Genomic DNA, 24401 nt, shown 5'->3' on the forward strand with positions numbered 1-24401 from the left:
GTCACCCCTATGTGGACACCGAGCGGTCCGCTGGGGGGTGCGGTGGGCGCGGATCGTACGCTCCGCCCGTGACGAAGCAGATCGACAGCAGCCGTACGGTCTCCGGACTGTTCTTCCCGCCGGCCCTCGGTGAACGACGCGTGCTGCACCCGGGCCGGTGGCGCCCGCTGCGCGCCCTGGGCTGGATGGTCGGGCTCATCTTCGTCGTCGCCCTGGCGTACGGCCTGTGGACCGACGCCGCCGGCTCGCTGTTCCCCTCCGAGGGCGCCGGCCGGTTCGCGCTCCCGGCGATCGGCGCGCTGCTGGCGCTCGCCGCGTACGCCGTGGCGGTACGGCTCGGCGAGAACCGCCCGGCCGGTGAGATCGCACCCGGCCCGGCCCTGGCCGGAACCGCCGTCGGTGTCGTGATCGGCGTCCTGCTGATGGCGATCGTCATGGCGGTCCTGGCCGTCACCGGCCTGTACGACATCACGTACCTCGGCGCCGCGCCGCCCTGGGAGGCCGCCGGCGCCGCCGTGCAGGCCGGCGTCGTCGAGGAGCTGATCCTCCGGGCGGTGATGTTCCGGCTGGTGTGGCGGGCGTTCGGGCCGTGGGTGGCCGTCGTCGTCTCGGCCGTGGCCTTCGGCGCCGGTCATCTCGCCAATCCGGACGCCACCATCGCCACCACCCTCTGCATCGCGATCGAGGCCGGCATCATGCTCGCCGCGTTCTACGCCCTCACCGGGCGCATCTGGGTCTCGATCGGTTTCCACATGGCCTGGAACTTCACCCAGGGGTACGTGTTCGGCGCGGCCGTCTCCGGCGGCGCCTTCACCGACACGATCGCGCGCAGCGTCGCGCGGCCCGACGCGCCGCAGTGGCTCAGCGGCGGCCCCTTCGGCCCGGAGGCTTCCCTGCCGGCCCTGCTGCTGTGCACCGCCGTGGGGACGGCCGCCCTCGTCGCGGCATGGCAGCGCGGCCGTTTCCGCCCCGAACCACGCCCGGTTCCGGTTCGCCCATCAGTGCCGGAACTGCTCCGCGACCAGCCGTAACCGGTGTGACAGCTGCGCCAGTTCGGTGGCCGCCGCCTCGGTCTGGGTGGCCGCCTCGTGCGTCAGCGTCGTGGTCCCGGCCACCCGGTTGATCGAGTCCGTCACCCCCTCCGCCGACCGGACGGCAGTCGCCACGCTCGCCACGATCTGGCCGGTCGACTGCGTCTGACGTTCCAGCGCCATAGAGATCGAACGCTGCAACTCGTCGATACGCCCGATCACCTCGCTGATCCGGCTGATCGCCTCGAACGCGCCGGCGGTGTCACGCTGCATCGCCGCCACCTTCTCGGTGATGTCGCCGGTCGCCGACGCCGTCTCCTGGGACAGATCCTTCACCTCACCGGCCACCACGGCGAACCCCTTGCCCTGCTCGCCGGCCCGGGCGGCCTCGATCGTCGCGTTCAGCGCGAGAAGGTTCGTCTGCTCGGCGATCCCGGTGATGATGCTGACCACCGCCGACACCTCCTCGCTCGAGGTGCGCAGCCGCTCGATCGTGTCGTTGGTGGTCTCGGCCAGCACCACCGCCTCCTTGGTGACCGTGTCCGCCTCGGCGACCGCTGTGGTGATCTCGTCGATCGACGACTCCAACCCACGCGCCGCCGACGTGGTGTCGCCGACACTGCTCGTCACCTGGCCGATGTCCTGACTGGCGCGCGACGCCTCCGACGACGCCGTACCGGCGCCCTCGGACAACTGGCGGCTCGTCGCGGTCAGTTCCTCCGAGGCGGCGGCGACCGCGTTGGCGTTGCCGGTGATGTCGTTCATCGCGGTACGCAGCGATGCGACGATCGCGTTCAGGCTCCGGCCCAGCTCGGACAGCTCGTCGCTGCCGGACAGCGACGCGTCCACGGTCAGGTCGTACGCCGCGATCGAGCTGGCCGAGGCCAGGCTCCGGTCCATCCGTGCCGCGATCCGGCGCGCCAGCACGAGAGCCGCCCCGCCCAGCACCAGCGCCGCCAGGATGCCGACGATCAGCGTGAGGCGCTTCGCCTGCGTGGCCACCGACGACGCCTGATCGTACGACTGCTGGACCTGCCCGGTGATCGCGGCGTTCAGGTCGCTCAGGGCCTCCGCGGCCTTCGCATCGACCGCGTCGTACGCCGGCCGCGCGGCCAGAGCCGCCTTCCGGGTCGGATCGGAGGCGACCCGGCTGGCGAGCGTCACCATGCGCTGTCCCGAGGCGATCAGGTCGTTCAGCACGGCGAGGACCGCGTCGGCCTTCGCGCGCATCTCCGGCATGTACCGGATCACGTCGTCGATACCGATCCGGGCCTGAGCGACGTTGACCCCGAGCTGATCGAGCGCGGCCTGACGTTCTGTCGCGTTGTTGGTGACCAGCGTCGCCAGCACATTGCCCCGGAACAGCGCCCGCGCCACGTCGGCCGACTGCGCCGCCTGCCGTGCCGCCGCCGCGTTCCGGGCAGCGATCTGCTGGTCGGCGATGGCGGAGACGCCCTGATAGCCGATCGCTCCGGCCACGATGACCAGGATGAAACCGGCAACCGCCAGGACCACGATCTGACGCCGGATGGTGAACCGCACGGATGCCTCCCTGTTCGGCACGCTAACCGCCACCGGTGGCCTCCCGGGACCAATCCGGCTAAGAACTCGGATCGGGCCGCCGATGGGGCGTTGGCGAGGTTCGCACGGGAGGCGTCATGCGAGTTCTTTCCCTGCTCATGGCCGCCGTGGTGACCATGGGTTCGGCAGTCGGGTGCAGTAGCGACGACGACACGTCCGGGCGGCCGATCGACCGGCTGGCCGAGGCACGGGCCGCCCTTCCGCCGGAGATTCGCGAAGCGGGCACGCTCGTCGCCGGAACCGACCCGACCTTCGAGCCGATGACCTTCAAGAACGGCAACGACTACGACGGCCTCGACGTCGACATCGCCGAGGCCCTCGCGGGGAAACTCGGCCTGACGATCCAGTGGAGGACCGTGTCGTTCGGTGATCTGCTCGGCCAGGTCGAGAAGCACGACATCGACATGTCCATCTCGTCGATGTTCGACCGGGCCGAGCGGCAGAAGAAGGCCGACTTCGTCAACTATCTCAACGCCGGCACGTCCATCGTCGTACCGAAGGGAGCCGGCGACATCGGCGGCATGCCCGGTCTGTGCGGCCGTCGCGTCGCGGCGCAGCCGGAAACCGTCTTCGTCGAGATGGCCACCGCCCAGAAACGCGCCTGCGGCCGCAGAGCCCTGACCGTGGTGCCATCGAACAAACCGTCCGCCGACGTGAGCGAGGGCCGGGCGGACGCGGCCCTCAACGACTTCCCGATCGCGGCGCTGGACGTCGAGAAGATGCCGAATCTGGAGCTTTCCGGCCCACAGATCGAGGCGATCCCGTACGGCATCGGCATCGCCAAGGACCGCAAGGAGCTGACGTCCGCGGTGCAGGCCGCGCTGTACTCCCTCATCGACGACGGCGGCTACGACGCCCTTCTCGCCGAATGGAAGGTCAAGGAAGGCGCCCTGCGGACCGGCGCGATAAACGGCGGCGCGTGACGGCGTTTTCACTCGGCGGTGTCCGCTGAGTGGTGGCACTTTCGTGGAAACCCCCGAACTGCTAACTCCGTATGGCGGTCATCTGCATACTCTCCGTGAGAATGGGTATCGACCAGCCGGGAGCGACCGTGCACCAACTACAAGTCCGTCCGGAACGCAGCGATGCGCCGACATGGGGAACCGACGACGTTCTGACGTGGGAGACGGATCCGGGCACGCCGCCGCTGCGGCGCCCGCCGGTCTTGCGCCCGAGGCCGGAACTGGGGCGCGCGCCACTGCCGGTCGACATCGTCGAGCAAGCGCCGGCCCATAGCGGCCAACCTGGCACTCCCGAGTTTCGTTACTGGAACCTGGCGGAGTCCCTGCGCCGCGCTGCGGACTTCTGGGGCCCGCTGATGCCGCCTTCGACGACATGGCATCGCCAGGTCGGGCGAAGCCTCCGGGCGATCCTGGACGACGGCGATGATCTGAACGCCTACTACGACCGCCAAGGCCTTCGGTTCCACCACCACACCCTCAACGGCGTTACCGTGTACTCCGGAGAAAGCCCGGATGTGATCTGCCACGAAACCGGTCACGCCGTACTGGACGCCATTCGCCCTCAACTCTGGAACGTCCAGAGCGCCGAGGTGGCAGCCTTTCACGAATCCTTCGGAGACATCAGCTCCGTCCTGTCGAACCTGCTGTTGCCGTCCCTGCGAAAAGCAGTGATCGTCGAGACGGGCGGTGACCTGTCGCGTTCGTCCCAGCTCTCTCGGCTGGCAGAGCAACTGGGCTGGGCCCTTCGCCAGCGGTCACCCGGCAGCGTGGACGCGGATTGCATGCGCAACGCCTCGAACAAGTTCTTCTATCAGGACCCCATGTTCCTACCGACTTCGGCTCCGGCCTCGGTGATCTCCCGCAGCCCGCATTCATTCTCGAGAATCTTCACCGGCGCGTACCTGCGGGCGCTCGGCGGCATCTACGGGGACCAGGATTCCAGTGGCCCCGACGCCTTGCTCAAGGCTGCCCAGGAAGCGGGCCGGCTGCTGGTCGGCGGCGTGCGGAGCGCGCCGATCGTTCCCGCCTACTTCGCGTCGGTGGCCGCCCACGTGATCCTCCGGGATCGGGAGTCGAACGGCGGAAGGTACGGTGATTCCCTTCGCCGGGCCTTCCTGAGGCACGGCATTCTTTCGCCTCAGGACGTCGGGGTTCTCTCCGAAGCAGTGGACGGCGAGCGTGGAATCGTGAGCGGTGCGGGTGCGGAAGCGGGACAGGAAGCCGCCGGGCCCGTCATGCATACGGAAGACGGCCAGACGTTCGGGCTCGACCGCCCGTTGTCGTTCGAGCTTCCCGCCACGGCCAATAGGTTCGGCGTAGCCGCCGAAGAGAGGTCGAGCAATGCGGCGAGGTGGTCGGGGATCGCATTCGTGGAGGACCTCTTCCGTCGTGACCGCGTGGCCACACCGGCAACTCGCTCCCGGCGCCGTTACACGCACGAGATCGTCGAGGGTGAAGAGGATCTACTCCTGGTCCGCCGCTTGTTCGAGTGAGCTCACCGGGGGTAAAGATTGAGGATGAGCTCCGACGGACAAAGCGGACAGCAAAGAACGTCAGGCCGGGCATCAGAGCCTGACACCACAGACCCCCATGAAACGGATGAGGCACGGCGGTACAAGGAAGACCTTGTGGCACGAGGTGAAGCTGTTCCGGAAGGGACAGCTTTGCCCCCAGGGGCGACCCACACGACAACGACGGATGAAGAAGGCGGAACCGTCGTACACCGCAAGCGTTTCTCTATCACTTGAATCGCGTGACCGCCCGGAGATTCTCACTCTCGTTCCAGAAGGGCTGATCCGCCCACGGCACCCGCAGCGCGGGTCAGCTCGCGGCGAAGCATTCCGATCGCACACTTCCGGCTTTGGGGATGGTCAGCAGGATCTCGGCGGTGGGGATGCGGAGGCTGTCCTCGGACGCGACGTCGTAGAACACCGTGGTGCCCGCGGCCTGCCCGAGGTACAGAAGGCAGCGACGGCTCGCCAGGCCGGGTTCCCCGAGCGGTCGCGGCTTTATCCAGGTCACGTCGGCCGGCACGGCTTGAACCGCGAGGACCGGCAGTCGGCCGGCAATCTTGAGGTGGATGTTGCGGACCGCGTAGCCATGCTTGGCCTCCGTGCCGAAGGCCCAGGCGAGCATCGGCAGACAGGCCAGGACCACGGCAAGCGACGCCAATGCGCACCTGCGAGTCAGGCGCAGCAACGCCGTGCGTCCTGGCAGTGACGCCATGGCCCGCCGGCGGCCGGCAATCGCGTGACGCAGAGCGCCGATGACAAGCGCGGCCATGACCGTCACCATGGTGAGCAGAATCGTCAGCTCGGCGGTGCCTGCCAGCTGGCCGCCGAGGATTTCGAGATAGCCGTAACCGACTTCCTCCGGAGTGGCGTGGAGTTGAAGGTAGAAGAAGACGTACGCGAGGCGTAGTGCGCCGAACAGAAGAGTTCCGACTATGCCGAGCAGTGGCGCCGCGTACTTCACGGTCCAATCCAGGGCCGCCGAGCCGCCGTGCGGTACGGGCCGCACGTCCCCGGTCCGGCGCGCTGTCCTCAGCTTCAGTTCTTGATTTTGAATACGGCGCACTGCAGGTCGCACTCATGCTCCCCTGCGGCGATCGGCTCCACCAACAACACGTATGTACCGGATTCGAGATCTTTGGTCGCTACCCAGCGGATGATGCCTTCGCCGTTGTTGTCGGCCGTCACCGGCTCCAGATCCCTCCGGAGTCGCAGCTTCCCGCCGCGCTCTTCACCGTAGAGACTAGCGAGCACCGGGGAGCCCGGCGTGCGCCCGACCGCCGTGCCGGTCACGGCCTGTCCTGGGCGGACCTTGAAATCATACGAAAAGTAGACGCCGATTTCCTTGGCCGGCTTCACCACGATCGAACCGGAGGCGCCGACGGTGTGCGCGGCGGTCACCGTGAAACGGTAGACGCCGGGACGCTTGAAGATCGCTCCCGCGTCCTCGCTGTGCCAGAACCACTGCAAGCCGCCGTCGACCGCCGTAGTCGCCTTCGTGGGGCCCTGAGCCCGTTCGCCGTCGGGTCCGAAGACCTGCAACCGCGGCGCATCGCTCGATTTGAATCCCTTGAAGCAGAGCGAGATCTCCTCATACCGCTGGACTTTCATCGGCGCAGCTACGTCCCCGGCGCGCAACCATGATGTGCAGTCGCCCGGGACTCCCCCGAGCCCGAACAGGTTCCAAATCCAGCCCGGCCGGTGGCGCTTCGGTTTATCCGATTTGTTCACCGCCGGCGGCACGGTGGCGCTTTCCCCAGACGCCCGGGATTCAATATCACAGATATTCGGGACGGCGAATATCGGCACGGCGGCAAAGGCAAGCGCCTTGCGACCGTCCAGACGGAACAGCATGCGTCATCGACCTCCATGCGGTCGCCCTGCGCCAATGAATCTGCACGACAATTGTCAGGGACCCGACCGCGTGCCGGGCCGAAAGGCGCCGCCGGCCCCCGAACAGGTGACGTGCCCCTGCCGCGACCGGGCGAAGCCCCAGAAGTCGGCCAACCGTGGATGCCTGGCAGCTCCCGGTGGCCCGGTAAAGCCGTCAACTTGCCGCTCGGGACGTAGCGGCGCACCTTCAGGTCAACGACCGCTCGGGTGTCCGGCCGAAGGCGAACTCGAAGTCCCATGGGCTGGGGCCGACGCTGTCATGCGCTTTGCGGTGTGCTTGGCGTACGGCTCGCTGTGGATGGATCGCCTCGTTGAGGTGAGGACGGCATGCTCGTTCCGTGCCCCCGAACCGGAAACGGCAATCTACCAGTGACTACCGGTAAAGTGCCGTTGACCCACGTCGGGCTGACGGGATTTGCACCTATGAACCCTTGACGTCCAAAAACCCGAAGACTTCGGGCATGGCCGCTTTCGTGATCCGACTTTCCGCACATCGCTGGAAGGTGTAATCGATCCTGCGAGAAACGGTAATGCCGCTACGGCTTGCTTATCCCCCCGAGCCGTCAGACTTTTCCGAGTCCAGCGTTCTCACACTTACTGTTTCCGCGTTGAAGATCTGGATTCCACTCGGATAGGTCCAGGAGTTAGCGCCGAAGGTGTAATTCTCGCCAACAACGAAAGAGTTCTTTCGTTGAACCACAAGCGGCAACACCCACGTGCCGATACCCATCGCTTCGCACTCGATCCTTAGCTTTATGGGCTGCTTGGCGTACCGCTCTCTCCATGACTCCGTTTGGCCGGACTGCTCCCAGTAAGGGGATTGCTGCTCGCGCAGTAGGAGGATCCGATCCTCCCCGAGCGGGAGCGCGAAAGCTGCGGTCGACCGACCGTTCTTGTCGGTGCCTTCGGCGCCTTCCTTGAAGCGGTACGGACCCCACACGTGCGCTTGTATATCGGCCTGACTGACGCTCGACTGCACTACTACCTGCCGACCGACGTCATCCCGAAAGGACACCTTGACGTTGTCAAGCTTGCTCAAGTTAAGAGGGCCGGCGAGTTGCAGGCGAAGGACGACGTGGTTCGGGTTTTCCTCGTCTAAGGTGGCCTCGAACTGCGGACGAAGTTCCGCCAGCTCTCTACGTCTCTCAACATCGCTCAACGCTGCGGTCGCGACCGCCGATCGGTGCGATGCCTTCCATGCTGCGACTGCAACACCGAGAGCTCCGGCCGCAGCCGCAAAGCTGCCCACGGAAGCCAGTGCTGAGATTCCTGCTGCGTCCACGATCGCTCAGGTTACGGCGTAGACCGCCTTGAGCCAACCGGACGCCATACGCGGATGAGTTGATTGCCTCGCCTCGTTCCGTACCGATCGCACGCTTGCACGACACCGGACCCACGTGGCACTGCAGGTTTTCGCCGGCGGAGCACCATCGAGTGACACCACTGACAGTAGTGACACCGCGTTGACGACTGGCGACCGTCTCTTCGAGAACAGCCAGGCGCAGGAAACATCCTTGTCACCGCCGCCGTCGATGATCTTGATGATGATCGAGCAACTGAAATGAGCGTTCGACCAAGAGCGGAGTTGCCGATTTCTGGCTCGACTTGATCAACGCCGGCCTCGCCTACAGCCGGAGATCTTCAGGTGAGGCCGGCGTTGATGGTTTCCATCGAGGTTTGGAACGCCTCGATCGCCTGCGCTCGGTACTGCGGCTTCTTGTCGCCCTTCACGTCCGTGGTGATGTAGTCGAACTTCACGATCACCGAAATGTTGTCACCCATGACGGCCTGGAAGCGGAAGTTGTACTGGTACCCATGGATGCCGTTCTTGCAGGGCTTGGCCGCGCACGGCAGCTCGTCCGTCAATGGATCTGCTTGGTCGAGGGTGAGCAGTTCCTCCGCGGCTTCGGGCGTGTACTTCGGTGAGGGGATCGTCTGCATCTCTTCGTCTGTGTATCGACCGTAGTCGAATCTGGCACGACCGAAGACAGGCACCTTGGCAGCAACGTCGTGGTACTCGCCGACCGGCTCGATGCCGCACAACGGCACATTGGTCGCCCCTACTGAGTAATGGAACGCGGGACTGTACTGGACTGTCCCGTTGCCAGGCAGCGTCACCGTCCTGCCCAGCGCTTCACAAACCGCGGCGAGTTCGGCCTCCGAGGCCCGCTGGACACCGGCTGCCGCCGCGGACGCCGAGGGCGGCGGCTCGGATGGCGGCTGAGACTCGACAGCTCCGGGTTCAGCTGACGAGTCGCAGCCCGCCAGCAGAACCATGGCCACGGCACCGGTCATCACTCGTCTCATCATCGAGTCGCCTCCGTCTCGTAGCCCTGCCCGCTGGTGTCGTTGTCGCCCGGGATCGTGTCGTTGACGAACCAGGGGCCCCCGGGATGGGCACCTTCCAACCGCTGCGGTCGGTGTCCCCCGCCCAGTCACGAGCCTGGCCGGGAGCGGGGGGTTCGTCCCAGTCCGTCATTGCGGAGTCGAGGGCGGCCCCGGCCTCCGTATCGGTCGCCGCGTAGAACTGCGCCGCCGTCTTGATCTGCTCGCCCGCGAGATAAAGGCGTCCGCAGGCGGTCCTCAGATACTCGCCGTACTCAACGACCATAGCCTTGACCTTCGGATCAGCCATGCCTTCCGATCCGTCCGCAGTGGCCAGCGAGGCGTCAGCTGCCTGGACCGCGGCGATGCTCGGTATGAGCTGTTTCTCGTAGATCGCCGCGCATTCGAAGCAGGTGTCGGCGAGTTCCAGGACGTCATCGATGCGGATATGAAAGTCAGCGCTGACGACTCCCGCCAACACTTCTCAAGATGGCCGGCGAGGCGCCGCGCCACCGGCACATGGAGCCCCGGATCGGGCCTACGGCATCGCCCCGCCAGGAGAAGACGAGCGGGACGAACGCGGTGGGGCTCCAGCACTCCACCAACTCGGCACCGCAGTCGCTCAGCAGGCCGATCCGAAGCCCTCGCCGCCGGAGTTCCGCCAGGACGCCGAGCGCGTAATGCCACGGCTTGCGGAGGCGGGCATGACCGCTCCGGTGATGCGCGAGCGCGACGGGGAGCTGCGCGGATGACGGGTTCGCTCCGCAGGAAAGCGCCACCACCCTCAGCATGCTCTCCGTTCCGCCGAGGACCCCGATGGTGCGCTCGCCGAAGCCCCCGGCCAGCGCCTCCCAGAACCTAGGCCGGTAGCCGCCGAACAGCTCGCCGGTGCGGTGCGCGAAGGTCTCGCGATACTCCTCGGCGCAGGGGTCGGTCAGCGTGCCGACGTAGCCGAAGATCACCGCGCGCATGATCCACACACTGACGCGCCGGAGACCCCCGTGGCACGAGGGCCTCCGGCGAGGCGGTTCCGTGTTGTGGATCAGGTTGCCGTTGTCCGCGACGTCGCTCTGCGAGCCGCTTATTTCGCTGGCGCGTTTTGCGGCGCCGCATTCCCCCGCGGCTTATCCGGCTGGCGTTTTGTTCAAACCCAAACCACGCAGGACGTTGTCGCGGTTCGCGTTACCGCGCAGCGCGGTCAAGGAATTCAAGCGGCCCAGCAAAGTCGTGGAAGATGCCGGGCATTTCAAGTCCTGAATCGCCGACAAGGTCTTCTCAAAACGTTGGATACGGCTTTCAAGGTCCGTTCCACTCGGAAACTCCGCATTCTTGAGCGCAACCTGCGCGTTCACTTGGGCCTGAGTGGGCGGGCAGCGACCGGGAACATTCACCCCGGTAGGGCCAACGCGGTCGGCCGTCGCGTTCGGATTACCCGGGCTGAAACCCAGCGCCGGCACCAAAGCGTCGACGTTACCGGAACTAGCTCCGGCGTTCCCCGTCGCCCCACCCCCGGCCGCGTCACCGGATCCTGTGGCGGCGGCTCTATCCGCTGGCGTTTCGTTCAAACCCAAACCACGCAGGACGTTGTCGCGGTTCGCGTTACCGCGCAGCGCGGTCAAGGAATTCAAGCGGCCCAGCAAAGTCGTGGAAGATGCCGGGCATTTCAAGTCCTGAATCGCCGACAAGGTCTTCTCAAAACGTTGGATACGGCTTTCAAGGTCCGTTCCACTCGGAAACTCCGCATTCTTGAGCGCAACCTGCGCGTTCACTTGGGCCTGAGTGGGCGGGCAGCGACCGGGAACATTCACCCCGGTAGGGCCAACGCGGTCGGCCGTCGCGTTCGGATTACCCGGGCTGAAACCCAGCGCCGGCACCAAAGCGTCGACGTTACCGGAACTAGCTCCGGCGTTGCCCTGTTCGGCGGCCTGGCCCATCCCCGTGCCGACCGCGAGCGCCGAGCCGAGCAGCGCTGCGGCGGCACCTCCAATCACCAGCTTGCGCGTCCGGCTGCTGACTCCGCGTCGATACATGCACGGCCCCTCTTCGTCTCGGTACTGCTTGTGCCGAGATATACGAGCAGTGATGTGGCAGTAGTTCATGACGCTGAGCAAGCTTTCCTTAAAGCTTCTTTAACGTTACTCCCGAGGCGTGCAGCCGCCAGCATCGTCGCGCCCACGTCCGCGCGGCCCAGCTACGCCACAGCGCCGAACCCCTACAACAGAGCGGCGATCCGCACGCCGACCTGTTCATCACCACCAAGAACGGCCGAATTGGTCGTCGCAGTGCCAACGCCTCTTCTGCCGGCCCTTCTCAAGAGCCCTCACCAGCACCGAGGTGCCGTTCGCTCAGGACCAGAGAGGCGAGAGGGGAGGCCGACCGAGTTGTCGCTCGCGCCTTCCAAGGTCCGCAGGACTGCCGCCGGCCGAAGTCCATCTGAAGGCCCGGTCGGCAGTAACACTTGCTTTTGGCGGGTTTCGGTACCAGCGGTCAAGGTGCGCTACGGATCTTCCAGGTCTTGAGGGTGGCGATCGCCCGCTCGCCGCGGGCGCGGATCTTGGCGTGCGCTCGGTTGACCGTCTTCTGCCGGCGTGACAGCTTCGGCCGGAAGCCGCGCCGCTTGAACGGGGTGCGCACGCTGCCGCGCGCGCCTTGGTAACTCTTATCAGCGAAAGTCGTGACGTCTGCGCTGGTCAGCGCGTCGATGATGCCATGGCGGCGGGCAGCGGTCAGGTCGTGGGTGGCGCCGGGCAGCGCAGCCGAGGCCCAGACCAGGCGTCCGAGTGCGTCAGCGATGACCTGCACGTTCACGCCGTGGCGCTGGTGCTTGCCGGAGTAGTACGGCTTCTGATCAGCGACGCGGTCGATCGGGATCAGGGTGCCGTCGAGGATCGCGTACGCCGGCAGCCGGATGCGCCGCATGGCCGTGTCCAGGTCCTCGGCCGCTGCGCTGAGCAGGGCAATCGCTTCCTGAACGTAACGCCAAGCAGTCGCAATGCCGATCTCGAAGCCGGCGGCGAGGCGAGTGTAGGTGTCGCCGTTGCGCAGATGGGCCAGCGCCAGCAGAGCCTGGCGGCCGGGGTTCAGCCGCCGCCATCGTGATCTGCGCTGCTGGCGGTGGCTGCGGATGCGCGACCGCGTCCGGCGATGCCGAGCTTTTCCCACCGCATGATCAACACCAGCGAGGCCGCCTACGGCCGGACATCTTCAGGTGAGGCCGGCGTTGATGGTTTCCATCGAAGTCTTGAACGCCTCGATCGCCTGCGCTCGGTACTGCGGCTTCTTGTCGCCCTTGACGTCCGTGGTGATGTAGTCGAACTTCGCGTTCACCGAGACGTTGCCCATGACGGCCTCGAAGCGGAAGTTGTACTGGTATCCGTGGATGTCGTTCTTGCAGGGCTCGGCCGCGCACGGCAACTCGTCGGTCAAGGCATCCTCTTCATCGAGGGTGAGGAGCTCCCCCGCCGTCTCGGGCGTGTACTTCGAATATCCGACCTTCCGCATGTCCGCGTCTGAGTATCTGCCGTAGTTGAACCCGGCCCGGCCGAAAACAGGCACTTTGGTGGCCACCTCGTAGTACTCGCCGTCCGGTTCGATGCCGCACATCGGCGCATTCGTCGCGAGCACTGTGTAGTTGAACTCGGCAGCGTATTGGACGGTCGTCTCGCCGGGCAGCGTCACGGTCCTGTCCAATTCGTCGCAGACCGCCTTGAGCTCGGCCTCCGTGGCTTGCTGGGCAGTGGACGCTGCCGGGTATGGCGACTGGGCCGGCGACGGAGGCAGCGTCCTCGGCTCGTCCTTGCCAGGGTCGGTTGACGAGTCGCAGCCCGCCAGAAGAAGCGTGGCGACGATGCCGGTCATCGTTGCTCGTCTCATCACCGGTTGGCCTCCGTCTCGTAGTCCTGGTCGCCCGTGTCGTTGCCGCCGGGGGTCGTGTCGTTGACATACGGGGGCGCGCCCGGAATGTGTACCTGCCAGCCGCTGCGATCGGTGTCGCCTGCCCAGGCGCCGGCGTGACTCGGAGCGGGGGGCTCGTCCCAGTCCTGCATGACCGACGTGAAGGCCTTACCGGCGTCCGAGTCGGTCGCCGAGTAGGCCTGCGCTGCCGCCTTGATCTGCTCGCCCGCAAGATAGAGGCGCCCGCATGCGGTCCTCAGATACTCACCGTACTCCGCGACCATGGCCTTGACCTTCGGGTCGGCCATGCCAACAGAGCCGTCCGCAGTGGCCAGTGAGGCATCGGCCGCTTGGACGTCGGCGATCTTCGGAATGAGCTGCCGCTCGAAGAACTCCGCGCATTCGTAGCAGGTGTCGGCGAGTTCCAGGACGGTGTCGACGGCCATGTGGAATCCGTCGTCCCTGCCGCCGGGATCGCCGGTGGCGGTGTTCTCGGTCAGGTCGTACAACTCCAGGTTGAAGCTGTGGTAGCCGAAGACGGTGTCGCGGAGGCTGTGGATGCCATTGTTGTAGTCGTTCTCCCGGTCGAGCAGGTCGAAGGCTTGCTCGTCGAGATGGTTCCAGAGGGCGGTCATCACCGCCTCGACGTCGTGGGCGTACGTAGTTTGCTTGATTTTCGGTGCGAAGTTCTGCCCGATGATGCCGATGAGCTGGACACTGGCACCGAAGGCTCCCAGAGGAGGGTTCCAGCCGCCGGCGATGCTGAGCGCCGTGCCCATTCCCTGGAATGTCTGCCAGACGGGGTTGAGGTCGGTGGTGATCTCTTTAGTCGCATCGAGTGCCTTGCCGGCGTCGCTGAGGATCTTGAGCGAGCCGGACCGCATCTCCTGGATGATGGTGCCTCGGGCACTGTAGAGGTTGTGGAGGCTCGCGGCGATCCCCGCCTGGTTGTGCAGGGTCGGAGCGATCGAGGCGAAGAAGCCGCCTTTGAGTTTGCCGGCGGCCAGTCCGGTCCAGCCGACGAACCAACCCGCATCCCGACCGTCCTCGCCGATGAGCTTTCGGATCTTGTTGCTCAGATCGGCATTGCTTGCGGGCGTGAAGCCGGCGTCGGAAGGCGCGGACTCCAGGCCCAGCGGACCGCCGATCGCAATGAGTGCCTGCTGCGCTGCCTCGATCGCGCGCTGGTCATGCCTGTCGAAGTGCGGCAGCTTGCCGAGAACCGCGGTGCCTTCGGCGTACGCCCAGTACTCGACGTGCTGCATGATCGAATTCATGCCACAGGTGATCTCGCTCGGCGTGGCCACTTCGACGCCGTTGCGATCGGTGACCGTGATCGGCGGGTAGCCCATCTCCGGGCTGAAGGTACGGCCTGGACAGGAGGGAACGCCGCCCTGCTGGCCGCCCTGCACCCACTTGATGACCTCGCACGAGCCCCAGAACAGATGGACCTGGCTGATCGGATCCCAGTAGTCCCAGAGGTCCGCCCCGTCATAGGGATGCTGGTAGCGGTGGAACGCAGTCCTGAACGAACCGCCTTGCCGGACAGCGGTCGCCACCTCTTCACGCCAGCGCTTCGTCAAGGCCTTGCGGAACGCGTTCACCTCGGCTTCGAGCGCGGCGTAGAAGTTGGTGTCATAGATGATGCCGCCGGCCACGTCGTCCTCCCCGTGATTGCTTCGTCTCCTCCTGGCTGGTCACGTGCCAAGCGCCAGCGATCGAGGAATGCAATTGTTGATCTGACTGAAGCTGTTCTCCACGAGCCAAAACGTCACCGATCATGAACCGCTGCCACCTGGCTGGGATTACGGCCCGCGACTCAACGCCGGCTGTTCTCTTGGTACCTGACCACCTCCGAAGCACGAAGAGCCCAGGGATATCCGAACCGGCAGAGCCGAACCAGCCGGTACCGGAAGACGGACTCTCCGATCAGCGCTGTCGTAGCTCCTCGATGCGGTACACGCCGATGGCGAGCCCTGGGTTCACTGCTCGCTCATGTTCCGCACGAAGTCGGCACAGACGAGGGGAGTCGCGAGATCAGAGGGCCGCGGGCGAGATGCGTCCGCCGCCCTTGGCTCAGCCCCGGGTCATGATCGGCGGCTGACAACCGGTGATCAATGATGACGATCCCGCCCGCCGATTCGGGTGAATCAGGGGTTTTCGGGGGACGGTTCAAAACTCAATAGGCCAAAACAAAAGCCCTGACCAGCATTCGTGCTGGTCAGGGCTTTTCAATGGTCGGGCTGACAGGATTTGAACCTGCGACCCCTTGACCCCCAGTCAAGTGCGCTACCAAGCTGCGCTACAGCCCGATCCCGCCCGGAGCCTCAGCCCCGCGCGACATCTCCTAAAGACTACCAACCTCACCCGTGGGCTTTTCCGCGACCCCCCGGCCCGAGCTTCTTGCGGGGTTTCACCGAGATCTCGATGGGTGTGCCCTCGAAGCCGAACTCCTCGCGCAGCTTGCGTTCGATGAACCGGAGGTACCCGGCGTCGAACGGGCCGGTCGTGAAGAGCACGAAGCGGGGCGGGGCCGCGCCGGCCTGGGTGGCGAACAGGACGCGGGGGGCACGGCCGCCGCGGACCGGGTGGGGGGTGGCCTGGGTCAGGGCGGTGAGCCACTGGTTCAGGGCGCCGGTGGGGACGCGGGTCTCCCACGAGGCCAGGGCGCGGCGGATGGCAGGGGCCAGTTTGTCGACGGCGCGACCGGTCTTGGCGGAGATGTTGACCCGTACGGCCCACGTCACCCGTTTGAGGTCGCGGTCGATCTCCTTGTCCAGGTAGAACCGGCGGTCCTCGTCGACCAGGTCCCATTTGTTGAACGCGATGACCAGGGCGCGGCCGGACTCGATGACCTGGGTGATGACGCGCTGGTCCTGTTCGCTGATGACCTCGCCGGAGTCCAGCAGGACGACGGCGACCTCGGCGGCTTCGACGGCGCCTGCGGTGCGCAGGGAGGCGTAGTACTCCGTGCCGGACGCCTGGTGGACGCGTTTGCGCAGGCCTGCCGTGTCGACGAACTGCCACACCTCGCCGGCCATCTCGACCAGGCTGTCGACCGGGTCGACGGTGGTGCCGGCGACCGAGTCGACGACCGCGCGCTCCTCCTTGGCGAGACGGTTGAGCAGGCTGGACTTGCCGACGTTGGGGCGGCCGACCAGCGCGACACGGCGGGGGCCGCGGGGACCGCCCTCGGTGACCGGCGGGGTCGGCGGCAGCGCGTTGAGGATGTCGTCGAGCAGGTCGCCGGAGCCGCGGCCGTGCAGGGCGGAGATCGGGTGCGGCTCGCCGAGGCCCAGGGACCACAGGGAGACGGCTTCGAGTTCCAGGTTCTGGTTGTCGGCCTTGTTGGCGACCAGGATGACCGGCTTGTGGCTGCGGCGCAGCATCTTGACCGCGGCCTCGTCGACGTCGGTGGCGCCGACGGAGACGTCCACCACGAAGACGACCACGTCGGCGGTCTGCACGGCGATCTCGGCCTGGGCGGCGATGGCGGCGGCGCGGTCGCGGGCGTCGGGTTCCCAGCCGCCGGTGTCGACGACGGTGAACCGGCGGCCGCTCCACTGGGCGTCGTAGGGGACCCGGTCGCGGGTCACGCCGGGTTTGTCCTCGACGACCGCCTGGCGGCGGCCGATGATGCGGTTGACCAGGGTCGACTTGCCCACGTTGGGGCGGCCGACGACGGCGACGACGGGGACGGGGCCGGTGAATTCCTCGGAAGGCGATTCGCCCCCGAAAGAAGAAAGGTCGAACCCTCCTTCGAAGTCGTTGAGGTCGAGGCCGGCGGGAAGCTCAGTCACTTACTTACCTTGCTGTTCAGCAGATGCAGGAGGTGGGCAACGACCTCGTCGATGCCCATGCCGGTCGTGTCGACCTCAAGGGCGTCGGACGCCTGCTTGAGCGGGTCGACGGCCCGGGTGGAGTCGAGTTCGTCGCGGCGGGCCAGGTCGGCCTCGGTGGCGGCGACGTCGGTGGCGTCCTCGGCGCTGCGCCGGGCGGCGCGGGCGGCGGCGGACGCCGTCAGGTAGACCTTGAGGTCGGCGTCGGGGGCGACCACGGAGGCGATGTCGCGGCCCTCGACGATGATCCGCGGGTGCGCGGCGATGATCGCCTGCTGGAGCAGGACCAGGTGTTTGCGGACGGCCGGGACGGCGGCGACCGCGGAGACGGCGCCGGTGACCTCGGCGCCGCGGATCGGGGCGTCGACGTTGGTCCCGTTGGCGGCGAAGTGCGGGGCGAGGGGGTCGGTGCCGATCGACAGCTCGGTCTCCAACGCGATCTTGGCGATGGCGTCGGGGTCCGCGAGGTCGGCGCCGGCCTGGAGGACGGCCCAGGTCACCGCCCGGTACATGGCGCCGGTGTCGAGGTAGACGCCGTCGACCGCGGTGGCCAGCCGCCGGGAGACGGTGGACTTGCCCGACCCGGACGGGCCGTCGACGGCCACCACGCACTTCTCCGGCCGTTCCTGAAGCGCCACCGTTCCTCCTGAGGGTCTCCGGCAAACCAACCCTCCCATTGTGCCCGGGTACGCAGTCATCGACGAACCGGGGCTCGTCCAGTATGTTACTGGCAAGTAACTAAGGAGGCCTGCCATGCCGACCCTGGACCGCCACGACGACGTCTACGTTCTCGACCTCGGCGACGACGAGAACCGGCTCCACCCCGACTTCATCACCACCGTCAACACCCTGCTCGACGACGTCGAGAAGGCCCCGGCCGCGCTCGTCACCACCGCCACCGGCAAGCACTACAGCCTGGGGCTCGACCTGGACTGGCTCGGCGAACACCCGGAGCAGCGGGTGGCGTACGTCATCTCCGTACAGCAGCTCCTCGCCCGCCTGCTGACCCTGCCCATGGTGACCGTCGCCGCCATCGGAGGCCACTGCTTCGCCGGAGGCGCCATGGTGTCGCTCGCCCATGATCTGCGCGTGATGCGCGCCGACCGCGGCTTCTGGTGCCTGCCGGAAGCGGACATCGGCCTGCCCTTCACACCCGGCATGAGCGCCCTCATCCAGGCCCGCCTGACCCCGCAGAACGCCCACGAGGCGATGGTCACCGCCCGCCGTTACGGTGGCGCAGAAGCCGCGGAACGCCACATCATCGACCGGGCGGTCGCCGCCGACGACGTGCTGCCGACCGCGATCGCCCTGGCCAAGGCCCACCTCGGCAAGGCCGGCGATGGGCTCGGCACGATCAAGGCCCGTCTCTACCCTCAGGTTCTCCAGGCGTTGCGGTCACCCCAGATCTGACGGCGGTACGCTCCTCCGGCTGAGTGACCGTTTTCGGACGGCTCCGGGACACCGCGACCCCGGCCAGGCACAGCGCCCCACCGAGCAGGGTCAGCCAGCCGGGGATCTCGTCGAGCAGGAGCCAGGACATCAGGACCACCACGGCGGGTACGGCGTACGTGGTGGAGCCCATCTTCCCGGCGGTCGTGCGGGCCAGCGCGTACGCCCAGGTGGTGAACGCGATGGCGGTCGGGAAGACGCCGAGGTACACGACGTTCAGGGTGATCGTCCACGGGGCGGACCGGACGTCCGCGATCAGCTGGCCCGCGAACGGGAGGCAGGCGACCGCGCCGATCACGCAGCCGAACGTGGTCGCCTGCAGCGCCGTCGCGTGCTTCAGCGCGGGTTTCTGGGCGACCACCCCGCCGGCGTAGGTGACCGCGGCGATCAGGCAGAGCACCACACCGAGTACGGAGGAGTGACCGCTTCCGGACATCGAGAGGCCGACGATCACGGTGCCGGCGAACGAGACCGCGATCCCGGCGAGCAGGCGCGGCGGGAAGCCCTCGTGCAGCAGCCAACCAGCCAGCAGGGCCATCACTGCCGGGCCGACGTTCACCAGCATGGCGGCGGTGCCGGCATCGACGAGCTGCTCGCCCCAGTTCAGGGCGACCATATAGAGACCGAACCAGATCACCCCGGAGATCAGGATGCCGGGCCAGGCGGCCCGCGGGGGCAGACCCTGGCGGCGTACGGCCAGGAAGATCAGCAACGTCACGGAGCCGGCGAGCAGCCGGCCGAGCGCGAGCGATCCCGGCGAGAAGTACGGTGCGGCGGCCCGGATCCCCACGAACGCGGACGCCCACAGAACGACCGTGACGGTGGCGGCGGCCATGGCGGCGCGCGAGGAACGTACGACATCTCCGGTCATGCCCGCCAGCAAACCGCGCCACGCGCCACCTCCGCTAGCGGAATTCGGACCTCGCGTCCCTCGTCGGCGTCAGCAGGCCTGCGAGAGATCGAGGCGCATGTGCGGCTCGAACTCCTGGAAGGTGCCCTTGCGCGATTTCTTGGCGCGGTACATGGCGAGGTCCGCCTCCTCGATCAGCCGCTCGGCGGAGCGGCCGCCGCTGTAGGCGATGCCGACGCTGGCGCGGGTGACGATGGTGCGGCCGGCGATGTCGTACGGCAGGCCGATGGAGTCGATGACGCGCTGGGCGATGTCGCGGGCCTGGCCCTCGTGGGCGATGCCGTCGAGGAGGACGGCGAACTCGTCGCCGCCGAGGCGGGCGGCCATGTCGATGTCGCGGACGGCGGCGCGGAGGCGGCCGGCCACGGCCCGCAGCAGCTCGTCGCCGGCGGCGTGGCCCAGGGTGTCGTTGACCTGTTTGAACAGGTCCAGGTCGAGGTAGAGCAGGGCGGAGGCGGCGGGGGTCGGGTCGGCGGCCAGGGAGTCCTCGACGCGCTGCAGGAACAGGCCGCGGTTGGGCAGGCGGGTCAGTGGGTCATGGTGGGCCTCGTGCACGGCGGCGAGCGTGTGCGCGCCGGTGAGGGCCAGGCTGGCCTGCTCGGCGAAGGCGAGGAGAACGTCCTGGTGGTCGGCCACGTCGGCGGAGCCGGTGAAGACGAGGGCGCCGGCGACGGTGCCCTCGATCAGGACCGGGGTGGCGAGGGAACGGTCCCCGGACGCCGGCCCGCATGCCGTCATCGCGTGGTGGGCGGCGTCGGTCAGGGCGGTGCTGTCGACGGGGGCGCCGCTCATCGACGCGACCGCGTCGCGGATGACCAGCGCCACCGTCACGTCGTCCAGCAGTTCGGCGGCGCCCGACGTGATCATGTGGAGGACGTCGTCGAGGGGGACCCGCTGGTTCGCCGAACGCTGCACGCGCAGCAACGTCTCGAGGAGGCGTTCCCGGCGTTCCAGGGCCTCCCGCACCTGGCGTTCCGCGGCGAGGGTGCGCAGGCTGCGCAGAGCCAGCCCGAGGACCCGGGCCATGCCCTGCAGCATCTGGCGTTCCTCGGCGGCGAACGGCTCGTCGGCGCGCGCGACGATCAGCCGGTCCTCGGTGTCGCGGTCGAGGGGCTGAACGATCACGTGCATCAGCCCGATGCCGGGGAGCGCGACGGTTCCGGGGAGCAGGCCGGTGAACGCGGACGGGGACGGGTTCCGGCCGAGGCCGATCGCCGCGGGCACGCCGTCGTCGCACACCACTGCCGCCACCTCGGCGTCGGTGGATTCGGCGGCACGCTGAACGGCGATCCGGGCGGCGCTGCCGATGGTTCCGGCGCGGGTGATGGCGCTGAAGAACTCGGCGAGCTGGAGGGTGGACCAGCCGGACATGGTCAGCCGACGGCGAGCGCGACGACGGTCAGGTGGTGCATGCCTTTGGCCTGCGGTTTCCGGACGATCTCGCCGTTGGACCAGAATCCGCCGTACGGCAGGGGCTCGATCGCGTCCCGCAGCCGGGCTACGGCCAGGTCGGTGCGGTCGGGGCCGAGCGCGATGGGCCGTACGCAGCAGTCGAAGACCAGCACCCCCAGCGGGTCGGTGACCTGCGAGACCGCCGCGACCGCCGCGACCGCCGACGCGTCGACGATCTCGTCGGCGTCGGCCTCCATGAACCAGACCATCGCGCCTTCCGGGGTGTCGGCGAGGCCGGAGAGGGACCGTTCGGCCGGGTCGGCGGCGAAGATGATCCGGATGTCCTCGCCGCTGCGGCGGGCCATCCCGAGCGGGCGTACCGTCGCGAACTGCAGGAACGCGTCCGGGTCGGTCTCCAGGCCGGGGGCGGCGCCGGTGCGGCGCAGGTAGACGTCGAGGGCCGGTTCGCCGTCGAGTTCGTAGATGGTGCCGGACTCGCTGCGGGTGACGACCATCGGGTCGCCGACCTTGTGCCAGCCGTGCGCGGCGGCGATGCCGAACGGCACGGGTGCGCCGAGGGCCGCGCCGAGCACCGCGTTCGGCATCAGCCGGACCGTCGTGCCGTCGCTGAAGAAGTGGAAGGTGCCGGTCTGGGTGACGTTGTCGCCGGCACATCCGCCGACGAGCGGCACGGAGGCGCCGGCGACGGTGTAGGCGCCGCGCACCATCTCCTGCTGGTCGCTGCTGCGGCCGTCGCCGAGCAGCAGCACGACCTTGTGTTCGCCGGCGATGTCGTCGAGGCAGGAGGCGGCGGTGATGCCGGCCTCGTACAGGTCGTCGACCTCGCGCGGCACCGCGCGGACCGCCGTGGAGTAGCCGCCGAGCGCGTTGACGACGACGCCCGCGCCGAGGCCGTCGGTGGTGTACTCCCCCGACGTCGAGCAGCCGATCATGAGCACGTCGCCGCCGGCTTCGGCGTGCACCGCCTGCGCCATCTCGAGGGTGGCGTGGGTCAGCGACGCGAACACCACGAGCAGGCCGGCTTTGCGCCCGCCGAGCGCCTCCCGGCAGGCTTGCGCGCCGGCTTCGGCAGGGTCCGCCGCCAGGCTGCGTCCGACTCCGAACCAGCGTTCTCCGGTCGCGCCCATGTCCGCCCCTCCGCCTGGCGGCCCGCCGCGCGTGCCGTCCGGGTCGACACATCGGCGATGCGGCGCGCCTCCTGAGGCGTTGCGGGAAAACACCTTTGTCGTACGGGCCACGCAGGGTCCCGTGCCTCGCGGCGGCTACGGCAGGCGTCACCTCACGACCGCCCCCGGGTGCGGGCCATGCATGCCCGTCCCAGCCGGGTCTTGAACTGGTCCAACCAGTTGACGGGTTGATGTGAGGGCGGGCACACTGCCCGTCATGACGTTCGCACCGCTCGACCGGCAATCCGTCTCCGATCAGGTGTTCGGCCGGCTGCGTGACGCCGTTCTCGGCGGCCGTTACGCAGCCGGCGACCCCCTCCCCAGCGAGCGGGACCTGGCCGCCTCCTTCGGCGTCAACCGGCACGCCGTCCGGGAGGCGCTGCGCCGCCTGCAGCAGCTCGGCCTGGTCAAGGTCAGCCAGGGCGGCGCCACCCGGGCCCAGGACTGGCGGGCCACCGCCGGCCTGGACCTGGCGATGGCGCTGACCCGGGCCGGTGACGTGCTGCCGGTGCCGTCGCTGGCCCGCGACGTGATGGAGATGCGGGTCAGCATCGGCGCCGACGCGGCCCGGCTGTGCGCCCTGCGCGCCACCCCGGAGGCGAAGGCCGCCGTGGCCGGGGCCGTCGAGGCGTACGCGGCGGCGGTTCCCGATCTGACCGCGATGGGCGTGGCCGACCTGGCCGTGTGGCGTCGGATCATCGAGGGCTCCGGCAACATCGCGTACCTGCTGGCGTACAACAGCCTCACCTCCGGCGACCTGGCCGTCGGCCACGTGCCGCCGCACCTGCGGGCCGCCGAGCTGCTCGACGTCGCCGCGCACCGCCGCCTCGCCGCTCTCATCGACGGCGGTGACAGCGCCGGCGCGGAGCAGGCGGCCCGGGCGCTGCTCACCCCGCTCGTTCCCAGCGCGAAGGCCGAGCGCTCGTGATCCCCGCCGTGCTCTACGCCGTACCGGCGTTCCTGCTCCTGATCGTCATGGAGTTCCTGTCGTTCCGGTTCCTGCCGGACGACGAGGAGCGCGGGTACGAGGCCCGCGACACCGCCACCAGCCTGTCGATGGGCCTGGGCAGCCAGATCATCGGCGTCCCGTGGAAGCTGGTCACGGCGGTCCTGTTCGCCGGCCTGTACGTGGTCAGCCCGCTGAAGCTGGACCCGCACGACTGGTGGGTCTGGGTGCTGCTGTTCTTCCTCGACGACCTCGCCTACTACTGGTTCCACCGGCTGCACCACGAGGTACGGGTGTTCTGGGCCGGGCACGTGGTGCACCATTCCAGCCGGTTCTTCAACCTGTCGACGGCGCTGCGGCAGAGCTGGACGCCGATGACCGCGCTGCCGTTCTGGCTCGGGCTGGCCGCGCTCGGCTTCCCCCCGTGGATGATCTTCCTGCAGCAGTCGATCAGCCTGGCGTACCAGTTCTTCCTGCACACCGAGCGGATCGACCGTCTGCCCAGGCCGGTCGAGTGGTTCTTCAACACGCCGTCGCACCACCGGGTGCACCACGGCTCGAACGACCCGTACCTGGATCGCAACTACGGCGGCATCCTGATCGTCTGGGATCGGATGTTCCGCAGTTTCGAGCCCGAGGGCGAACGGGTGATGTACGGGCTGACCACGAACCTCGAGACGTACAACCCGCTCAAGGTGGCCACGCACGAGTACGCGGCGATCTGGCGGGACCTGCGCGGCGCGACGAGCTGGCGGGACCGGGCCGGTTACCTCTTCGGCCGCCCCGGCTGGCAGCCCGCCGCATGATCCGCCGGATCTTCTTGGCCGTCGCCGCGATCGAGGTGATCGCGGTGGCGGCGGACTGGACGGCGGTGCAATGGGTCGCGAAACCGCTGCTCGGGCCGCTTCTCATCGCGTACCTGCTGCAACGCGGGCACCGTGACCTGGTCGCCCTGGCGCTCGTGTTCGCCACCGCCGGGGACATCGCCCTGCTCGTCGACTCCCCGACCGCGTTCCTGATCGGGATGGGATTCTTCCTCGGCACGCAGATCTGCCTGATCCTGGCGTTCCGCCCGTTCACCAGGATGTACCTGCTCGGCTACGGGCTGCTCTGGGTGCTGGCGAACCTGCTGCTGTGGGAACGGCTCGGTGATCTGCGCGTACCGGTGATGGTCTACAGCCTGGCGCTGACCGCGATGGCCGCGGCGGCAGCGGGGGTGTCCCGGCGGATCGCCGCCGGCGGCGCGTTGTTCCTCGTGTCGGACCTGCTGATCGGGCTGGGCGCGGCGGGTCTCCGGCCGCCGGCGCACGGCGTGCTGGTGATGACGACGTACGCGGCCGCGCTCTACCTGATCGCCACCGGGTGGGTGAGGGCCGGCCGGATTCGAACCGGCGTCTTCCCTCCTGACAAGATGGCGCGACGACCTCTGCGCTACGACCCTCACCCGATCGAGGAGTCTAACGATTGGTCTCGCCGCCCCC

The 24401-nt window shown here is 67.9% G+C and carries 22 protein-coding genes, 2 tRNA genes and 2 pseudogenes; 8 read left to right on the plus strand and 18 right to left on the minus strand.

What is annotated here, in order from left to right; translation table 11 throughout:
* Positions 1-68 precede the first annotated feature (68 nt).
* Entirely contained in the window at positions 69-1031 is a 963-nt protein-coding gene (locus tag ACZ3II_RS38115; protein ID WP_465524691.1) for a lysostaphin resistance A-like protein, read from the plus strand.
* Here the strand turns inward: ACZ3II_RS38115 and ACZ3II_RS38120 are convergent.
* Positions 999-2573, minus strand: a complete 1575-nt coding sequence (locus ACZ3II_RS38120) for a methyl-accepting chemotaxis protein (RefSeq protein WP_465524693.1) — start codon at positions 2571-2573, stop codon at positions 999-1001. The genes ACZ3II_RS38115 and ACZ3II_RS38120 overlap by 33 nt on opposite strands.
* A gap of 116 nt (positions 2574-2689) precedes the next feature.
* Here ACZ3II_RS38120 and ACZ3II_RS38125 point away from each other — a divergent pair, with 116 nt between their 5' ends.
* Positions 2690-3535, plus strand: coding sequence for a transporter substrate-binding domain-containing protein (locus tag ACZ3II_RS38125; protein WP_465524695.1), 846 nt, complete (start codon positions 2690-2692; stop codon positions 3533-3535).
* A 101-nt stretch (positions 3536-3636) separates the two neighbouring features.
* Positions 3637-5067, plus strand: coding sequence for a gluzincin family metallopeptidase (locus ACZ3II_RS38130; RefSeq protein WP_465524697.1), 1431 nt, complete (start codon positions 3637-3639; stop codon positions 5065-5067).
* A gap of 328 nt (positions 5068-5395) precedes the next feature.
* Here the strand turns inward: ACZ3II_RS38130 and ACZ3II_RS38135 are convergent, their stop codons facing one another.
* The 3 genes from ACZ3II_RS38135 to ACZ3II_RS38145 all read right to left on the minus strand — a co-directional run bounded on the left by ACZ3II_RS38135 (position 5396) and on the right by ACZ3II_RS38145 (position 8260).
* Complete coding sequence (locus ACZ3II_RS38135; RefSeq protein ID WP_465524699.1) at positions 5396-6163, minus strand: hypothetical protein; 768 nt, start codon at positions 6161-6163, stop codon at positions 5396-5398.
* A complete protein-coding gene (locus ACZ3II_RS38140; RefSeq protein WP_465524701.1) occupies positions 6124-6939 on the minus strand; it encodes a hypothetical protein in 816 nt (271 codons plus the stop codon). Before ACZ3II_RS38140 ends, ACZ3II_RS38135 begins: the two co-directional genes overlap by 40 nt.
* Positions 6940-7525: 586 nt before the next feature.
* The gene (locus ACZ3II_RS38145; RefSeq protein ID WP_465524703.1) at positions 7526-8260 is read right to left on the minus strand and encodes a hypothetical protein; all 735 of its coding nucleotides are present in this window, start codon (positions 8258-8260) and stop codon (positions 7526-7528) included.
* A gap of 115 nt (positions 8261-8375) precedes the next feature.
* Between ACZ3II_RS38145 and ACZ3II_RS38150 the strand changes: the two genes are divergently transcribed.
* Positions 8376-8543: a hypothetical protein gene (locus ACZ3II_RS38150; protein ID WP_465524705.1), complete on the plus strand. Its 168-nt coding sequence runs from the start codon at positions 8376-8378 to the stop codon at positions 8541-8543.
* A 76-nt stretch (positions 8544-8619) separates the two neighbouring features.
* On the opposite strand, the gene ACZ3II_RS38155 is transcribed toward ACZ3II_RS38150, so the two are convergent.
* The 10 genes and pseudogenes from ACZ3II_RS38155 to cmk all read right to left on the minus strand — a co-directional run bounded on the left by ACZ3II_RS38155 (position 8620) and on the right by cmk (position 17674).
* Entirely contained in the window at positions 8620-9276 is a 657-nt protein-coding gene (locus ACZ3II_RS38155; RefSeq protein WP_465524707.1) for a hypothetical protein, read from the minus strand.
* Complete coding sequence (locus tag ACZ3II_RS38160) at positions 9221-9781, minus strand: hypothetical protein (protein WP_465524709.1); 561 nt, start codon at positions 9779-9781, stop codon at positions 9221-9223. Before ACZ3II_RS38160 ends, ACZ3II_RS38155 begins: the two co-directional genes overlap by 56 nt.
* Positions 9759-10274 (minus strand): HAD family hydrolase, encoded by a 516-nt coding sequence (locus ACZ3II_RS38165; RefSeq protein WP_465524711.1) that lies wholly within the window; start codon positions 10272-10274, stop codon positions 9759-9761. The genes ACZ3II_RS38160 and ACZ3II_RS38165 overlap by 23 nt, the downstream gene beginning before the upstream one ends.
* Before the next feature lie 153 nt (positions 10275-10427).
* The gene (locus tag ACZ3II_RS38170; protein WP_465524713.1) at positions 10428-11333 is read right to left on the minus strand and encodes a hypothetical protein; all 906 of its coding nucleotides are present in this window, start codon (positions 11331-11333) and stop codon (positions 10428-10430) included.
* Positions 11334-11805: 472 nt separating this feature from the next.
* Positions 11806-12465, minus strand: a pseudogene (locus ACZ3II_RS38175) (transposase family protein); the annotation flags it as partial.
* Positions 12466-12507: 42 nt separating this feature from the next.
* Positions 12508-13161 (minus strand): hypothetical protein, encoded by a 654-nt coding sequence (locus ACZ3II_RS38180; protein WP_465524715.1) that lies wholly within the window; start codon positions 13159-13161, stop codon positions 12508-12510.
* Positions 13162-13175: 14 nt separating this feature from the next.
* On the minus strand, positions 13176-14855 hold the full coding sequence (locus tag ACZ3II_RS38185) for a hypothetical protein (protein WP_465524717.1): 1680 nt from the start codon (positions 14853-14855) through the stop codon (positions 13176-13178).
* Between the two features lie 577 nt (positions 14856-15432).
* Positions 15433-15509: transfer RNA gene (locus tag ACZ3II_RS38190), tRNA-Pro, on the minus strand.
* 51 nt (positions 15510-15560) lie between these two features.
* Entirely contained in the window at positions 15561-16997 is a 1437-nt protein-coding gene (der, locus tag ACZ3II_RS38195; protein WP_465524719.1) for a ribosome biogenesis GTPase Der, read from the minus strand.
* Positions 16994-17674: a (d)CMP kinase gene (cmk, locus tag ACZ3II_RS38200; RefSeq protein ID WP_465524721.1), complete on the minus strand. Its 681-nt coding sequence runs from the start codon at positions 17672-17674 to the stop codon at positions 16994-16996. The genes der and cmk overlap by 4 nt, the downstream gene beginning before the upstream one ends.
* A 115-nt stretch (positions 17675-17789) precedes the next feature.
* On the opposite strand from cmk, the gene ACZ3II_RS38205 reads away from it, so the two are divergent.
* Entirely contained in the window at positions 17790-18446 is a 657-nt protein-coding gene (locus ACZ3II_RS38205) for an enoyl-CoA hydratase-related protein (RefSeq protein WP_465524723.1), read from the plus strand.
* On the opposite strand, the gene ACZ3II_RS38210 is transcribed toward ACZ3II_RS38205, so the two are convergent.
* From ACZ3II_RS38210 to ACZ3II_RS38220, 3 genes are all read right to left on the minus strand, one after another.
* A complete protein-coding gene (locus ACZ3II_RS38210) occupies positions 18391-19356 on the minus strand; it encodes a DMT family transporter (protein WP_465524725.1) in 966 nt (321 codons plus the stop codon). The two genes, ACZ3II_RS38205 and ACZ3II_RS38210, sit on opposite strands and share 56 nt — an antisense overlap.
* 69 nt (positions 19357-19425) lie before the next feature.
* Complete coding sequence (locus ACZ3II_RS38215) at positions 19426-20766, minus strand: diguanylate cyclase domain-containing protein (RefSeq protein WP_465524727.1); 1341 nt, start codon at positions 20764-20766, stop codon at positions 19426-19428.
* 2 nt (positions 20767-20768) lie between these two features.
* On the minus strand, positions 20769-21935 hold the full coding sequence (locus ACZ3II_RS38220; protein WP_465524729.1) for an FIST signal transduction protein: 1167 nt from the start codon (positions 21933-21935) through the stop codon (positions 20769-20771).
* Positions 21936-22191: 256 nt separating this feature from the next.
* Here ACZ3II_RS38220 and ACZ3II_RS38225 point away from each other — a divergent pair, with 256 nt between their 5' ends.
* The 3 genes and pseudogenes from ACZ3II_RS38225 to ACZ3II_RS38235 all read left to right on the plus strand — a co-directional run.
* Complete coding sequence (locus ACZ3II_RS38225; RefSeq protein WP_465524731.1) at positions 22192-22902, plus strand: FadR/GntR family transcriptional regulator; 711 nt, start codon at positions 22192-22194, stop codon at positions 22900-22902.
* On the plus strand, positions 22899-23726 hold the full coding sequence (locus ACZ3II_RS38230) for a sterol desaturase family protein (protein WP_465524733.1): 828 nt from the start codon (positions 22899-22901) through the stop codon (positions 23724-23726). Before ACZ3II_RS38225 ends, ACZ3II_RS38230 begins: the two co-directional genes overlap by 4 nt.
* Positions 23723-24223 (plus strand): annotated as a pseudogene (locus tag ACZ3II_RS38235) (lysoplasmalogenase family protein); the annotation flags it as partial. The gene ACZ3II_RS38230 and the pseudogene ACZ3II_RS38235, both read left to right, overlap by 4 nt.
* A 65-nt stretch (positions 24224-24288) precedes the next feature.
* Here ACZ3II_RS38235 and ACZ3II_RS38240 read toward each other — a convergent pair.
* A tRNA-Asp gene (locus tag ACZ3II_RS38240) sits at positions 24289-24361 on the minus strand.
* Between the last annotated feature and the right edge of the window lie 40 nt (positions 24362-24401).

The sequence above is a fragment of the Actinoplanes sp. NPDC019969 genome, assembly GCF_055562375.1.

Bases quoted from the DNA above. Each gene is read 5' to 3' on its own strand.
- ACZ3II_RS38205 (WP_465524723.1), top strand. From the start codon at position 17,790: ATGCCGACCCTGGACCGCCACGACGACGTCTACGTTCTCGACCTCGGC.
- ACZ3II_RS38170 (WP_465524713.1), bottom strand. From the start codon at position 11,333: ATGTATCGACGCGGAGTCAGCAGCCGGACGCGCAAGCTGGTGATTGGA.
- ACZ3II_RS38125 (WP_465524695.1), top strand. From the start codon at position 2,690: ATGCGAGTTCTTTCCCTGCTCATGGCCGCCGTGGTGACCATGGGTTCG.
- ACZ3II_RS38165 (WP_465524711.1), bottom strand. From the start codon at position 10,274: ATGCGCGCGGTGATCTTCGGCTACGTCGGCACGCTGACCGACCCCTGC.
- ACZ3II_RS38225 (WP_465524731.1), top strand. From the start codon at position 22,192: ATGACGTTCGCACCGCTCGACCGGCAATCCGTCTCCGATCAGGTGTTC.
- ACZ3II_RS38130 (WP_465524697.1), top strand. From the start codon at position 3,637: ATGGGTATCGACCAGCCGGGAGCGACCGTGCACCAACTACAAGTCCGT.
- ACZ3II_RS38140 (WP_465524701.1), bottom strand. From the start codon at position 6,939: ATGCTGTTCCGTCTGGACGGTCGCAAGGCGCTTGCCTTTGCCGCCGTG.
- ACZ3II_RS38180 (WP_465524715.1), bottom strand. From the start codon at position 13,161: ATGACCGGCATCGTCGCCACGCTTCTTCTGGCGGGCTGCGACTCGTCA.
- ACZ3II_RS38220 (WP_465524729.1), bottom strand. From the start codon at position 21,935: ATGGGCGCGACCGGAGAACGCTGGTTCGGAGTCGGACGCAGCCTGGCG.
- ACZ3II_RS38215 (WP_465524727.1), bottom strand. From the start codon at position 20,766: ATGTCCGGCTGGTCCACCCTCCAGCTCGCCGAGTTCTTCAGCGCCATC.
- ACZ3II_RS38210 (WP_465524725.1), bottom strand. From the start codon at position 19,356: ATGACCGGAGATGTCGTACGTTCCTCGCGCGCCGCCATGGCCGCCGCC.